This is a genomic window from Cognatilysobacter tabacisoli, from assembly GCF_003586305.1.
Classification (GTDB): domain Bacteria; phylum Pseudomonadota; class Gammaproteobacteria; order Xanthomonadales; family Xanthomonadaceae; genus Cognatilysobacter_A; species Cognatilysobacter_A tabacisoli.
The window spans coordinates 1241832-1254364 of the sequence record NZ_QXJI01000001.1; the positions used below are offsets into that span (position 1 = coordinate 1241832).

Genomic DNA, 12533 nt, shown 5'->3' on the forward strand with positions numbered 1-12533 from the left:
ATGACAGGCGCCACCATGAAGATGCTCGTCGCCCTGGTGGTCTTGGCTACCTCTGGTTCGCCAGCTTCATCGGACCTCTGCACCGGTCGCGCAAGCTCCATCGCGCCTGACATGCAGATCCAAGAGGCCGACTTGACACGGGAAGCGGCGGTGCAAGCGGCAGAGCTCCTGGCTGTTCGAATTCGTGAGGACACCTTGGAGGGCGAAATGGAACTCGGCATCCTCAACGCCAAGAAGGTAGTTGAGGGTTACCTCCTGCGTCGCCACGCAGAGCATTTCTCATCTGAGCTTGGTCCACAGGACCCCGCGGCTGAAGAAGCAAGAGAGGTGTTCTGCAACTGGCTTTCCACGGAAGGCTTCTTGTATGACTAGGACCACTGCGGTCGCCCCCAACAGTTCGTCGAAGGCGTTCGCGCCCATGACAAAGATTCTCGTGGCACTGATGGTTGCTGCCACAGCCTATGCGGACGTTTACGCGCAGCCGCCGAGCCTGTCGGCGCCGGTATGCGCAGGAGAGGGATTGGACCTGTTTGCCGGCACGTGGGCGGATCGGATGCTAACGGTGGGTACGTTTCGTCTCGCAATCGATCCAGACACCAGCCGCGGACCAACTACGGCCGTCACGCTGGAGAACGGGAAGAGCACGGCTTCCAATTCAACCCGCCAGTCATTCCTGTTGGTGGAGATCGGTGACGAAAGGCGGACCTGTGCCACGCGTATTCCTTTCGCACAGTGTCCGGCCGCATCGGAGGTCATTGGCCAGCTCCAGCGCGTGTCATTGCCCGTCGGGCTCGGACTGCCTGGACCGGCCGGGCGATTGGTCCTGCACGGGTCGGCCTATCACCTTGAGTCCGTTGATGGGTTTGGTAACCGCCATCGACTCAAGTTTTCCGAGTCCGGCCACCCGTTCGAAGGTTTAGTTGAACGGTCGTTACGGTCGCTCCAACCCTGCATACAGCCGGTCGCTGATGCGTACCATCGGCACTAGCAACACGTCCAAGCCGACGCCGCTTCGCGGCGCCGCTTAACGCATACGTTAGGCAGCATGGCCAGAGCATCGCTGACCCCGCGGCTAGTTACCGAGGCAGAAGCCTCGGTCGTCGAGCGAGCGCTGAAAGCGGCCCATCTGGCCGAGGTGCCTCCGTCTCTACTCGCCTCGGTTCGGTCGCTCCGCGTAGTGAGGCGCTGCGGATGTGGTTGCGCCTCGGTTGACTTCTCTCCACCCGCGTCCAATGGAGCGGTGTGGGAGCCACTCGCCGATGCAACTGGCAAGTCGCCCACTGGCGAGGACTTGGGAATCATCGTTTGGGGTAAAGACGGCTGCATCAGCGGCTTGGAAATCTACAGCTATACGGACGCGCCAGCTCCTCTGCCGGTCATCGAGTCCATCGTGCCTTGCCCCGGCGGCGGGGATGCCGCGTAAAGATTTCAAGCCGACGCGGCTTCGCGCCCCGGTTGATGGGGAACCAGAGTGATCGATGCTGCAACCCTCGCCCTCGTAACCGCCGCGGGCGTATTCCTGTTCGCCCTCGGCACCGTTTCGCTCGTGGCGCCGACCCGCGCGTCTCGCTTTTTCTTGGGCTTCGCTGGGTCGCCGGGCAAGCACTACGCTGAGCTTGCGATTCGCGTTGTTCTCGGCGCCGCGTTCCTGCTGGCTGCGCCTCGCGCCCTGTGGCCGGGTGCGTTCACCGTGTTCGGTTGGCTGCTGCTGGTCACTTCATTGGGCCTCCTCCTTGTCCCATGGCCAGTGCATCGCCGGTTCGCCGAGCGCTCGGTGCCGCAGGCGCTGCGCTTTCTTCCGCTGCTCGGCGCCTCGTCGATGGTGTTGGGCGGCCTGATCCTCTGGGCGGTGTTTGGTGGCCATGCCGCGCAGTAACGTGTGCAGGGCCACCCCGCCTCGCTGCGTCGCGCAGGTCAAGGATCAATCCACACGATGTACAAGGAATCGCACATGATCCGGCTCGTAATGCTCGCACTGCTGGCCGTGTCCTCCAGCGCCGGCGCGATCGTCATCCGGGACGACGTGGAGGACTCGACGTACCGGGTACCGGCCTCCGAATTTCCCGCGCTGGCCGACCTGCCGGGCGAGGGGCATGGCGTGCTGGTGGCGCCGCAGTGGGTGGTGACGGCCGCGCATGCGGTCTCCTGGCAATCGGAAATCAGGCAGGTCACGGTCAACGGCCAACCACGCGACGTCGAGCGGCTCGTCATCCACCCCGGGCACAGGAAGCCGCCGCAGGCGCTGCTGGACCAGGCCCTGGCGACGTGGGACTGGACGCTGTTCCGGGTGCTGCTGGCCTCGTCGGACGACATCGCGCTGATCAAGCTCGCGCGACCCGTCGAGGACGTCGCGCCGGTCGCGATGAACACGGGCGACGACGAGTTCGGCCAGACCGTCACGATCGTGGGGAAAGGCGCCACCGGTAACGGCGGCACCGGCTACGAGTGGAGCAGCTCGCACCGCACCGCGCTTCGCCGCGCGCACAACAAAGTCACCAGCGCCGATGGCCGCTGGCTTTGCTACGTGTTCGACAAGCCGGCGGACGCCCTGCCCCTCGAAGGCGGGTCCGGAAGCGGCGACAGCGGCGGGCCCGTCCTGATCCAGTCCGGTACGGGCTGGGTGGTGGCAGGCCTGACCTCGTGGTCGGACCCGCAGAGCAGCGAGCGGACGCCCGGGCGCTATGGCCAGATCACCTGCAATGTCCGTTTGAGCCACTACGCGGACTGGATCGAAGGCGTGATCGCCGCGCAGCCGTGAGCGGTGGCCGAGGCCTCGGCGAGGATGCGATCGATCAGATTGTGCCGAGCCGCGGGACGACCGGTCGAACACGGGAGCGCACGGGACACGCATGGCGGAACTCCGCGTCATCGACTATCAGCCCACCTGGCCTGCGCAGTACGCGCAGGTCGAGGCCGAGCTGCGCGCAGCGTTGTCGCCGCTGGACGCGGCGCTGGAGCACATCGGCAGCACCGCCGTGCCGGGGCTGTGTGCGAAGCCCGTGATCGACGTGGCGCTTGGGGTGGACGCGCTCGACGGCGTCGCGATGCGGATCGCCGCGCTCGCCGCGATAGGCTTCGTCTACCGGCCCGAGTACGAGAGCGTGATTCCGGAGCGGCGCTACTTCGTGCGGGCGGCCGGCGGCACGCCGCGCGTACACCTGCATGCGCTCGTGCGGGCCGGGGCACTGTGGCGGCAGCACCTGCTGTTCCGCGACGCGCTGCGCCGGGACCCGGCGCTCATGCAATCCTATGCATCGCTGAAGCAGCATCTTGCCGTGCGATACGCGTCCGAAAAGGCGGCGTACACCGAGGCGAAAGGGCCCTTCATCGAGAAGGTGCTGGCCGCCGCGGGCACGGGAATCGACCCGTTGCGTGAGTTGCACGGCGGCAATCGACCATGACGGAGGGTGGAGCAATGCAAACCCCAGCCAACGGCCCTGACGCTGACGGACGCAACGCGCTGCACTACGCGGCCGCCGACGGTGACGTGCGCGCGGTCGAGCAGCTGCTCAAGGCAGGTTCCGACCCGAATGCGCCGGACCGAAACGGCTGGACGCCATTGCACTTCGCTGCCCAGGCCAGCGCCGCGGACGTCGTATCGGCGCTGCTGCGCGCGGGGGCCACGACGGAACCGCGCGACGCATTCGGCAATACGCCCCTGTGGCGGGCGGTGTTCTCGTCGAGAGGCCAAGGCGACGTGATCCGCGCGCTCCGCGCAGCCCGTGCCGACCCGTTGGCGGAGAACAACAGCGGCATCTCGCCGGTGGGCCTGGCCCGGAACATCGGCAACTTCGACGTGGCGCAATTCTTCGCCGACGTGCCTGTGCCGCCGGCATAGCAGCGGCCCACACGCGCGAGGTTTAAGCGTGGTTGAGACCCGTGCCTGTCGAAAGGCGTGGTGAAACGATCGCGACCACGCTCGACGACGCCGGCGACGAGGAGCTGGCGGCCGCGCCGATCCAGTACGAGGACGGCCGCGCCAACGCGTGGGACCGCGCGCCGACGATCACGCGCCACCTGTAGCGAGGAACGCGCGCCAGCCGCGTGGCAAGGGCGACCACCTGATCGGGTGCGGGACCGGTGTCCTCCCGGTCAGGCTCGTCGCGGCAGACGGCAGTAGACTGGGCGCGCAAGGGAGGTGGCCGCCGTGATCCTGGATTCCATGCTTTCCAACAGCCCGGGCTTCCTGTTCGTGCTGTCGGCGCTGCTGGTTGCCATGGTCGGCGTCGTGCGGCTGGCGCAGGCGTGCCTGCGCTGCGTGCGTCACTGGCTGGGGCACGCCCGGGCGGGTTTCCGCACCGCGCACTCCTGACGGCGTCCCCGGGGGCCGCTGCCGCGTGCGGTCCGCTTGACCCTGCGGTGCGCAGCCGAACCTGACGCTGGGCTGCGCCGATGTGTTGACCGCCACAGCGCCGGCATCACGCAACGGGAGGGTCCATGGACCGCCTGCGTAATCGCCTCAAGTCTGCCGAAGTGCTCGGCCTCGTCGGGGCCTGCATCGCGGCCGCCGGCCTGGCCCTGTTCCTCGCGCCGTGGCTCGATCCGTTCAAGCTCGGGCTGCTCGTCGTCGGGCTGGCCGTCCATGCCGCCGCAATGTTTCACCGCCAACGCCTGGAACGCGCCGCCGGCACATCGCTGACCCGGTGGGAGCGCGCGCTCTACTGGACCTGCTGGCTGCTGCTGGCCGGCCTGGCGGCGTACGTCCTGCTGGTCGGGCCCGCCGCAAACCCCTCCTGATCGATGCCCCGCCCGACCGCGCGGGCCGTCGCCTGCGTCGTTGGCGCTCACAGCGCCGGCGGGGCGGAGCGGGTCCGCTCTCAGTCGTGGTGCGGCGGCGTGCCCGGGGCGTGGTCGTGCGCAGGCGCCTCGTCGGCGGGCGCGGCCGGGGTTGCCGGCTCGGGGTGGTGCGCGTCGCCGGCGTCGCGCGCGTGGTGGTCGTCCGCGGGGGCGGGCGACGACCCCGCGCCGCCGTGGTGGTCGGTCCCGCCGTGCGGCGCCGTCTCGCCGCCGCCGTGCGAGTGACCGCCGCTGCTGGCCACCATCGCGCGGTAGGCGTCGGCGTCGAGCGTCGGCAGCGTGGTCACGAACGCGGCGAGGTTCCACACGTACTCGTCGCCCATGCTGTGGCCCCACGCGGGCATGCCGCTGGCCTTGATGCCGTGCTTGATCGCCCAGAACGCGGTCGCGACGTCGCGCGTGCCGAGGGTCAGGTCGGGCGGGCTCGGGTACAGGCCGCGGCTGAGCTCGGTCGGCGCCATGCCGGGCGCGAGGTGGCACTGCGCGCACATCGCGTCGTAGTTGCCGGCGCCCTGGACCAGGCGCTCGCGCGCGTCGAGCCCGGCCGGCACCTGCAGCCTGCCCGCGTGCGAGCGCAGCGAGGCCTCGCGCATCGACGTCAGCAGGGTGTGGGTGAGCGGGTGGTGCGGATCGTCGGCGCCGATGTTGTAGATGCCCGAGTGGGCGAAGCCGAGCGCCGCCAGCGCCAGCAGCAGCAGCGCGGCGACCGCGCCGAGCAGCCAGCCCAGGGCCCTGCCCGATGCGCGTGTGGGGGTGCCGTGCCGTGCCATGCGAGATCCTGCGAGGGGGCACACACACACCGTGCGCGCCAAGGGGCGCAGGATACGCGAGCGTGCGCGGCCCCTCGCCCACGTACGCTTCACCCGTCGCCGCCCGTGCGGCGATGCGATCGCCGCCACGCCCGCCGGACCCGGAGGCCGCATGCAGCCGCACGACCACGACGCGCACGCCCACCCTGCCCGCCCACCGTCGGCATCGCCCGGCGGCGTCGGGCCCGCTGCACGCGACCCGGTCTGCGGCAAGACGGTCGATCCGCAGGCGACGTCCCACCACGCCGAGCACGACGGGCAGGCCTACCACTTCTGCTCGGCGCGCTGCCGCGAGCGCTTTGTCGCGCAGCCGGAGGCGTTCGCACCGTCTGTCGCCGCGGACGCGGCGCGACCGGCCGCCGTCCCCGCACCGGCCGACACGGGGGGCGCGACCATCTACACCTGCCCGATGCACCCCCAGATCCGCCAGGACCACCCCGGCAGCTGCCCGATCTGCGGCATGGCGCTCGAGCCGCTGATGCCGTCGCTCGACGACGACGACAACCCCGAACTGCGCGACTTCGGCCGGCGGTTCTGGTGGACGCTGCCGCTGACCGTCGTCGTGCTGGCGCTGGCGATGCTGGGCCACCGGCTCGACCCGTGGCTGACGACGGCGACGCGCACGTGGCTGGAGCTGGCGCTGAGCGCGCCGGTGGTGCTGTGGGCGGGCTGGCCGTTCTTCGTGCGCTGCGCGCAGTCGATCGCGCGGCGCAGCCCAAACATGTGGACGCTGATCGGCATCGGCGTGGCGGCCGCGTTCGGCTACAGCGTGGTGGCGACGGTGGCGCCCGGGATCTTTCCGCCGTCGTTCCGCGCGCACGGCCGGGTGGGCGTGTACTACGAGGCGGCGGCGGTGATCGTTTCGCTGACCCTGCTGGGCCAGCTGCTGGAGCTGCGCGCGCGCTCGCGCACGTCGCTCGCCATCAAGGCCCTGCTCGGGCTGGCGCCGAAGACCGCGCGCCGGCTGCGCGACGACGGCAGCGAGGAGGACATCGCGCTGTCGCACGTGCACGTCGATGACCGCCTGCGGGTGAGGCCGGGCGAGAAGGTGCCGGTCGACGGCGTGGTCGTCGATGGCCGCTCGAACGTCGACGAGTCGATGCTGACCGGCGAGCCGATCCCGGTCGAGAAGGCGGCCGGCGCGACGGTGATCGGCGCGACGCTCAACGGCGCCGGCAGCCTGGTGATCCGCGCCGACAAGGTCGGTTCGGAGACGGTGCTGGCGCAGATCGTGCAGTTGGTCGCGCAGGCGCAGCGCTCGCGCGCGCCGATGCAGCGGATGGCCGACCGGGTCGCGTACTGGTTCGTGCTGGCGGTGCTGGCCATCGCGCTGGCCACGCTGTTCGCGTGGGGGCTGGCCGGGCCGGAGCCGTCGTGGACCTACGCGGTGCTCAACGCGGTGTCGGTGCTGATCATCGCGTGCCCGTGCGCGCTCGGGCTGGCCACGCCCATGTCGATCATGGTCGCGACCGGGCGCGGCGCGCAGGCCGGCGTGCTGTTCCGCGACGCCGAGGCGATCGAACACTTCCGCCGCATCGACACGCTGATTGTCGACAAGACCGGCACGCTGACCGAGGGCCGGCCGGCCTTCCGCACGGCGGTGGCGGTCGAGCCGTTCGCCGACGACGAGGTGCTGCGGCTGGCGGCGAGCCTCGACCAGGCCAGCGAGCACCCGCTGGCCGCGGCGATCGTCGCCGAGGCCCGGCGGCGCGGACTGGCGCTGTCGTCACCTGACGGCTTCGAGTCGTCGACGGGCATCGGCGCGCGCGGCCGCGTCGACGGGCGCGCGGTGGCGATCGGCAACACCGCGCTGATGGACGAACTGGGCCTGCCGACGGCAGGGCTGCTGGAACGCGCCGACGCGCTGAGGCACGACGGCGCCAGCGTGATGTACCTGGCGGTCGACGGCGCGCTCGCCGGGCTTCTGGCAGTGGCCGACCCGATCAAGGCGTCGACGCCGGAGGCGATCGCCGCGCTGCACGATGCCGGACTGCGGATCGTCATGGCCACCGGCGACGGCGTCGCGACCGCGCAGGCCGTCGCCCGCACGCTCGGCATCGACGAGGTCCACGGCGAGGTGCGGCCGCGCGACAAGGTCGACCTGGTGCAGCGGCTGAAGGCGCAGGGACGGCGCGTGGCGATGGCCGGCGACGGCATCAACGACGCGCCCGCGCTGGCCGCGGCCGACGTCGGCGTGGCGATGGGCACCGGCACCGACGTGGCGATGTCGAGCGCGCAGGTGACCCTGGTCAAGGGCGACCTGCGCGGGCTGCTGCGCGCGCGCAGCCTGTCCACGGCGACGGTGGCGAACATGAAGCAGAACCTCGGGTTCGCGTTCGTCTACAACGCGCTCGGGGTGCCGATCGCCGCGGGCGTGCTGTTCCCGTTCACCGGCTGGCTGCTGAGCCCGATGATCGCGGCGCTTGCGATGAGCCTGAGCTCGGTGTCGGTGGTCGCCAACGCGCTGCGGCTTGGGCGCGCGCGTTTGTGAATCCGCGCCGGCACTTCACCGCGATGAGCGTCCGCTGACCGCGCTCGCTCCGCTTCACTGGCGCCGGACAGCGGGTGTGCGAACAAGGGCGCACCCCAGCGCCGTGTCGCGCGCCCGTCCAGGAGAATCGCCATGAAGCGCATCGTCCCCACTGCCGTCCATCTCGCCGCACTGCTCGCGGCCGCCCTGTCGCTGGCGTCCGCCGCCCACGCGCATGATCCGAAGAAGGTGGCGGCGCAGCCGACTCCGACGCCGGCCACGTCCGGGCATCACGCCGGCGACCACGGCATGCCCGGCCACGACATGAGCAAGATGACGCCGTCGCAGCAGCTGCACCACGCGATGAAGTCGGGCAGCAAGGCGATGCCGATGTCGGGCGACGTCGACCGCGACTTCGCGACGATGATGACGATGCACCACGAGCAGGCGATCAAGATGGCCGACATCCTGATCCGGCACGGCAAAAGCGCCGAGCTGAAGGCGCTGGCCCGCAAGATGAAGACCGCGCAGCAGGCCGAAATCCAGCAGATGGCCCGCTACACCAAGTAGCACGCAGGCGGGCCTGCGACGCGGCCTCCCGGGCGCACGGCGTTCTTCGCGCCTACCCCAGCGCCGCGTCGTGCACCCCCGCGACCGCACGGCCCGACGGATCGGCGGCGTTCGCGAATGCGGCGTCCCACGCGATCGCGGCCGGCGACGAGCACGCGATCGACTTGCCGCCGGGCACAGTCGCCGCCGCGGCAGCGCCGGGGAAGTACTGCTCGAAGATGTGCCGGTACAGGTAGGCCTCCTTGGTCTGCGGCGGGTTGTGCGGAAAGCGGGCGGCCGCGGCGGCGAACACGCGGTCGCTGACCTGCGCCTCGGCGTGCGCCTTGAGGCCGTCGATCCAGCCGTAGCCGACGCCGTCGCTGAACTGCTCCTTCTGCCGCCACAGGATCTCGTCGGGCAGGTGGCCGACGAACGCCTCGCGCAGGATCGCCTTTTCGATCGGTCGCCCGCCCTGCGGGCCCGGGCGCACGCGCTTGTGCTGCGCGTCCATGCGCATCGCGACGTCGAGGAACGCGCGGTCGAGGAACGGCACGCGCGGCTCGACGCCCCAGGCCATCATCGACTTGTTCGCGCGCAGGCAGTCGTACGCGTGCAGCGCGTCGAGCTTGCGCACCGTCTCGTCGTGGAACTCGCGCGCGTCCGGCGCCTTGTGGAAGTACAAGTAGCCGCCGAACACCTCGTCGCTGCCCTCGCCCGACAGCACCATCTTGACCCCCATCGCCTTGATCCGCCGCGCCAGCAGGAACATCGGCGTGGACGCGCGGATGGTGGTGACGTCGTAGGTCTCGACGTGGCGGATGACCTCGGGCAGCGCGTCGAGCCCTTCGTCGAACGAATAGGTGAACCCGTGGTGCACGGTGCCGAGCGCCTTCGCGGCGACCTCGGCGGCGGCGAGGTCGGGCGAGCCCGGCAGGCCGATCGCGAACGAATGCAGGCGCGGCCACCACGCCTCCGTCGCGTCGTTGTCCTCGATGCGGTGGCGGGCATAGCGCGCGGCGACCGCGGCGACCAGCGACGAGTCGAGCCCGCCCGACAGCAGCACGCCGTACGGCACGTCGGTCATCAGCTGGCGGTGCACGGCGGCCTCGAACGCCTCGCGCAGCTCGGCCAGCGGCACCTCGACGCCCTGCGTCTTCGCGTAGTCGCGCCAGGCCGGCCTGTAGTAGCGCACCGGCTCGCCGACGGCGCTGTCGTAGTAGTGCCCGGGCGGGAACGCGGCGACGTCGGAGCAGTGGTCGACGAGTGCCTTCATCTCCGAGGCCACCATGAGCCGGCCATGCGCGTCGTGGCCCCAGTACAGCGGGCAGACGCCGATCGGGTCGCGCGCGATGAGGCAGCGCCCGGCGGCGCGGTCCCACAGCGCGAACGCGAAGATGCCGTTCAACGCGTTGAGCCACGCGCCGATGTCGGGCTGCTGCCGGTACAGCGCGTTGATGACCTCGCAGTCCGAGCCGGTCTGGAAGTCGTACGGCGCGGCGAGCTGCTGCTTCAGCTCGCGGTGGTTGTAGATCTCGCCGTTGACCGCGAGCACGAGGTCGCCGTCGCCCGAGCGCAGCGGCTGCGCACCGCCGGCGGGGTCGACGATGGCGAGGCGCTCGTGGACGAGGATCGCGCGCGCGTCCTGGTACACGCCGCTCCAGTCCGGGCCGCGGTGGCGCTGGCGACGGGACAGGTCGAGCGCGAGGCGGCGCAGGCCGACCGCATCGTCGTCGGGTTGCAGGCCGAACAGGCCGAGGATCGAACACATGGGACGGGCTCCGATGGGGTTGGACGGGGATCGGCGAGTCGCGGAAACAAAAAAGCCCGCACTTCGCAGTGCAGGCCGGGGAGAGCGATGAGGTGCGTGGAGCTAGGTGCTAATCGCCGGCCTGTGGAGGGTTGGCGTTGTTATTCCGGTTGGCGTTGCGGCGCAGGCCGGCCACGGTCGTCATCGCGCACGCGGCGCACGCACGGCGCGGGGCGCGGGCGGCTGCGGCGGTGGCGAGGGGGCGGACGGCGGGCATGGCTCGATCCTGCGTGCGGCCTTGGGGTCTTTGCAACCCTTACATCGGAAACCAACGGCGGCCGCCGACGCGTCCGGACAGCGCGCGCGTAACGGCCGCGACGCGCGCCGGGCGCGGTGCCCGGCGCCGGCTGTCCGTCAGGCCAGAAGGCGCTCGATCAGCGCGCGGTACAGATCCGGCAGGCGCTCGAGGTCGGCGACGCGGACGTGCTCGTCGACTTTGTGGATGCTGGCGTTGACCGGGCCGATCTCGATGCAGTGCGCGCCGAGCGGCGCGATGAAGCGCGCGTCCGAGGTGCCGCCGCCGGTGCTCTCCTCCGGCGCGGCGCCGGCGAACGCGGCCAGCACGTCGCGCGCGGCGGCGCGCAGTGGACCTTCCGGCGTGTAGAACGGCTCGCCGCTGCGGTGCCAGTGGATGCTGCAGTCCGGGCCATTTGCGTCGAGCCCGTGCGCGGCTAGGATCGACTCGCATTCGGCGACCAGCGCGTCGGCGCTCCACGTCGGGTTGTAGCGCAGGTTGAACAGCACCTGCAGTTCGCCGGGGATGACGTTGTTGGCGCCGGTGCCCGCGTGCACGTTGCTGACCTGCAGGCTGGTCGGCGGGAAACTCTCGTAGCCGTCGTCCCAGCGCCGCGCGGTCAGCGCGGCCAGCGCCGGCAGCGCCTGGTGGATCGGGTTGCGCGCCTTCTCGGGATACGCGACGTGGCCCTGCACGCCGCGCACCGTCAGCGTCGCCGACAGGCTGCCGCGGCGGCCGACGCGCAGCAGGTCGCCGAGCACGCGCGTCGACGAGGGCTCGCCGGTCACGCACCAGTCGATGCGCTCGCCGCGCGCGCGGAACAGATCGGCGACCTTGCGCACGCCGTCGATCGCATCGCCCTCCTCGTCCGAGGTCAGCAGCACGGCGATGCGCCCGGCGTGCCGCGGGTGCGCCCGCACGAACTGCTCGGCGGCAAGCACGAACGCGGCGACGCTGCCCTTCATGTCGGCGGCGCCGCGGCCGTACAGCACCCCGTCGCGGACCTCGGGCGCGAACGGGTCGCTGGCCCAGGCCTCGCGCGGGCCCGGCGGCACCACGTCGGTGTGGCCGAGCAGCACCAGCGTCGGGCCGGAAGCCGCATCGCCATGGGTCGCCCACAGGTTGTCGACCTCGCCGAAGCGCAGGTGTTCGCAGGTGAACCCGGCGGCGCCGAGGCGCTGCGCGATCACGGCCTGGCAGCCTTCGTCGGCCGGCGTCACCGAGGCGCGGCGGATCAGGTCGCAGGTCAGGTCGAGGACGTCGCTCATCGGCGTTGCTCCGGAGAGGTGCGGGTCCAGCGCTCGAACAGCGCGATCGCCGTGGCCATGGCCGCGAGGAGGCCGCCGATCACCGCCCAGCGGACTTCCGGCCCGATGTTGTCGTGCCAGCCGAGCAGCGACTGGCCAAACGCCAGGACGAGCAGGCCGACCACTACACCGCCGACGACGAACGCCGCTAGCGACGCGGCCACCAGCATCGCCCAGCGCGCGGCGCTCATGCCGGGCCGACCCCGAAGCGCTTCTTGAATCCGTTGTCGCTGAAGCCCTGCGTGACCACGCCGTCGTCGGTGACGACGACCGGGCGACGGATCAGCTGCGGGTACTCCTTCAGCAGCAGCCGCCATTCGGCATCGGAGCCGGGCGCCTTGCGCGTGTCGGGCAGCGTGCGCCAAGTGGTCGACGACTTGTTGACCATCGCCTCCCAGCCGCCGAGCTGCGCGCGCCACGCGTCGAGCGTCTCGGGCGTCTGGCGCTGGTCGCGGTAGTCGACGAACTCGTGCGCGACGCCGAAGCGGTCGAGCCACTTTCGCGCCTTGCGGCAGGTGTCGCAGTTCGTCAGGCCGTAGACGGTCGTGGTCATCGCAGG

General features: G+C 70.9%; 15 protein-coding genes. 10 read left to right on the forward strand and 5 right to left on the reverse strand.

Annotated elements, in window-relative coordinates:
• Positions 1–15: 15 nt before the first annotated feature.
• From D3A60_RS10345 to D3A60_RS10370, 8 genes are all read left to right on the forward strand, one after another.
• Positions 16–372, forward strand: a complete 357-nt coding sequence (locus D3A60_RS10345; RefSeq protein ID WP_157981463.1) for a hypothetical protein — start codon at positions 16–18, stop codon at positions 370–372.
• Positions 373–1471: 1099 nt separating this feature from the next.
• On the forward strand, positions 1472–1876 hold the full coding sequence (locus tag D3A60_RS10350) for a hypothetical protein (RefSeq protein ID WP_119718580.1): 405 nt from the start codon (positions 1472–1474) through the stop codon (positions 1874–1876).
• 57 nt (positions 1877–1933) lie between these two features.
• Positions 1934–2758, forward strand: coding sequence for a S1 family peptidase (locus D3A60_RS10355; RefSeq protein ID WP_231120468.1), 825 nt, complete (start codon positions 1934–1936; stop codon positions 2756–2758).
• Between the two features lie 91 nt (positions 2759–2849).
• Positions 2850–3401 (forward strand): GrpB family protein, encoded by a 552-nt coding sequence (locus D3A60_RS10360; protein WP_119718581.1) that lies wholly within the window; start codon positions 2850–2852, stop codon positions 3399–3401.
• Between the two features lie 14 nt (positions 3402–3415).
• The gene (locus D3A60_RS10365; RefSeq protein ID WP_196778708.1) at positions 3416–3838 is read left to right on the forward strand and encodes an ankyrin repeat domain-containing protein; all 423 of its coding nucleotides are present in this window, start codon (positions 3416–3418) and stop codon (positions 3836–3838) included.
• Between the two features lie 41 nt (positions 3839–3879).
• The gene (locus tag D3A60_RS14540; protein ID WP_157981464.1) at positions 3880–4023 is read left to right on the forward strand and encodes a hypothetical protein; all 144 of its coding nucleotides are present in this window, start codon (positions 3880–3882) and stop codon (positions 4021–4023) included.
• A gap of 124 nt (positions 4024–4147) precedes the next feature.
• A complete protein-coding gene (locus tag D3A60_RS14545) occupies positions 4148–4312 on the forward strand; it encodes a hypothetical protein (RefSeq protein WP_157981465.1) in 165 nt (54 codons plus the stop codon).
• Positions 4313–4437: 125 nt separating this feature from the next.
• A complete protein-coding gene (locus tag D3A60_RS10370; RefSeq protein ID WP_119718583.1) occupies positions 4438–4737 on the forward strand; it encodes a hypothetical protein in 300 nt (99 codons plus the stop codon).
• A gap of 80 nt (positions 4738–4817) precedes the next feature.
• On the opposite strand, the gene D3A60_RS10375 is transcribed toward D3A60_RS10370, so the two are convergent.
• Positions 4818–5567 (reverse strand): c-type cytochrome, encoded by a 750-nt coding sequence (locus D3A60_RS10375; RefSeq protein WP_119718584.1) that lies wholly within the window; start codon positions 5565–5567, stop codon positions 4818–4820.
• A gap of 151 nt (positions 5568–5718) precedes the next feature.
• Between D3A60_RS10375 and D3A60_RS10380 the strand changes: the two genes are divergently transcribed.
• Together D3A60_RS10380 and D3A60_RS10385 are read left to right on the forward strand one after the other, a co-directional pair.
• Complete coding sequence (locus D3A60_RS10380; protein ID WP_119718585.1) at positions 5719–8097, forward strand: heavy metal translocating P-type ATPase; 2379 nt, start codon at positions 5719–5721, stop codon at positions 8095–8097.
• A 132-nt stretch (positions 8098–8229) separates the two neighbouring features.
• Entirely contained in the window at positions 8230–8646 is a 417-nt protein-coding gene (locus D3A60_RS10385) for a DUF305 domain-containing protein (RefSeq protein ID WP_119718586.1), read from the forward strand.
• A gap of 52 nt (positions 8647–8698) precedes the next feature.
• Here the strand turns inward: D3A60_RS10385 and asnB are convergent, their stop codons facing one another.
• From asnB to D3A60_RS10405, 4 genes are all read right to left on the reverse strand, one after another.
• Entirely contained in the window at positions 8699–10393 is a 1695-nt protein-coding gene (gene asnB, locus D3A60_RS10390; RefSeq protein WP_119718587.1) for an asparagine synthase B, read from the reverse strand.
• 393 nt (positions 10394–10786) lie between these two features.
• The gene (gene dapE / locus D3A60_RS10395; protein ID WP_119718588.1) at positions 10787–11935 is read right to left on the reverse strand and encodes a succinyl-diaminopimelate desuccinylase; all 1149 of its coding nucleotides are present in this window, start codon (positions 11933–11935) and stop codon (positions 10787–10789) included.
• Entirely contained in the window at positions 11932–12165 is a 234-nt protein-coding gene (locus D3A60_RS10400; protein WP_119718589.1) for a hypothetical protein, read from the reverse strand. Before D3A60_RS10400 ends, dapE begins: the two co-directional genes overlap by 4 nt.
• Positions 12162–12527: a Spx/MgsR family RNA polymerase-binding regulatory protein gene (locus D3A60_RS10405; protein ID WP_119718590.1), complete on the reverse strand. Its 366-nt coding sequence runs from the start codon at positions 12525–12527 to the stop codon at positions 12162–12164. The genes D3A60_RS10400 and D3A60_RS10405 overlap by 4 nt, the downstream gene beginning before the upstream one ends.
• Between the last annotated feature and the right edge of the window lie 6 nt (positions 12528–12533).

Excerpts from the sequence above, each read along its gene's own strand:
- D3A60_RS10345 (WP_157981463.1), top strand. The coding sequence starts at position 16 with ATGAAGATGCTCGTCGCCCTGGTGGTCTTGGCTACCTCTGGTTCGCCA.
- D3A60_RS10355 (WP_231120468.1), top strand. The coding sequence starts at position 1,934 with ATGTACAAGGAATCGCACATGATCCGGCTCGTAATGCTCGCACTGCTG.
- D3A60_RS10360 (WP_119718581.1), top strand. The coding sequence starts at position 2,850 with ATGGCGGAACTCCGCGTCATCGACTATCAGCCCACCTGGCCTGCGCAG.
- D3A60_RS10365 (WP_196778708.1), top strand. The coding sequence starts at position 3,416 with ATGCAAACCCCAGCCAACGGCCCTGACGCTGACGGACGCAACGCGCTG.
- D3A60_RS10370 (WP_119718583.1), top strand. The coding sequence starts at position 4,438 with ATGGACCGCCTGCGTAATCGCCTCAAGTCTGCCGAAGTGCTCGGCCTC.
- D3A60_RS10375 (WP_119718584.1), bottom strand. The coding sequence starts at position 5,567 with ATGGCACGGCACGGCACCCCCACACGCGCATCGGGCAGGGCCCTGGGC.
- D3A60_RS10380 (WP_119718585.1), top strand. The coding sequence starts at position 5,719 with ATGCAGCCGCACGACCACGACGCGCACGCCCACCCTGCCCGCCCACCG.
- D3A60_RS10385 (WP_119718586.1), top strand. The coding sequence starts at position 8,230 with ATGAAGCGCATCGTCCCCACTGCCGTCCATCTCGCCGCACTGCTCGCG.
- asnB (WP_119718587.1), bottom strand. The coding sequence starts at position 10,393 with ATGTGTTCGATCCTCGGCCTGTTCGGCCTGCAACCCGACGACGATGCG.
- dapE (WP_119718588.1), bottom strand. The coding sequence starts at position 11,935 with ATGAGCGACGTCCTCGACCTGACCTGCGACCTGATCCGCCGCGCCTCG.
- D3A60_RS10400 (WP_119718589.1), bottom strand. The coding sequence starts at position 12,165 with ATGAGCGCCGCGCGCTGGGCGATGCTGGTGGCCGCGTCGCTAGCGGCG.
- D3A60_RS10405 (WP_119718590.1), bottom strand. The coding sequence starts at position 12,527 with ATGACCACGACCGTCTACGGCCTGACGAACTGCGACACCTGCCGCAAG.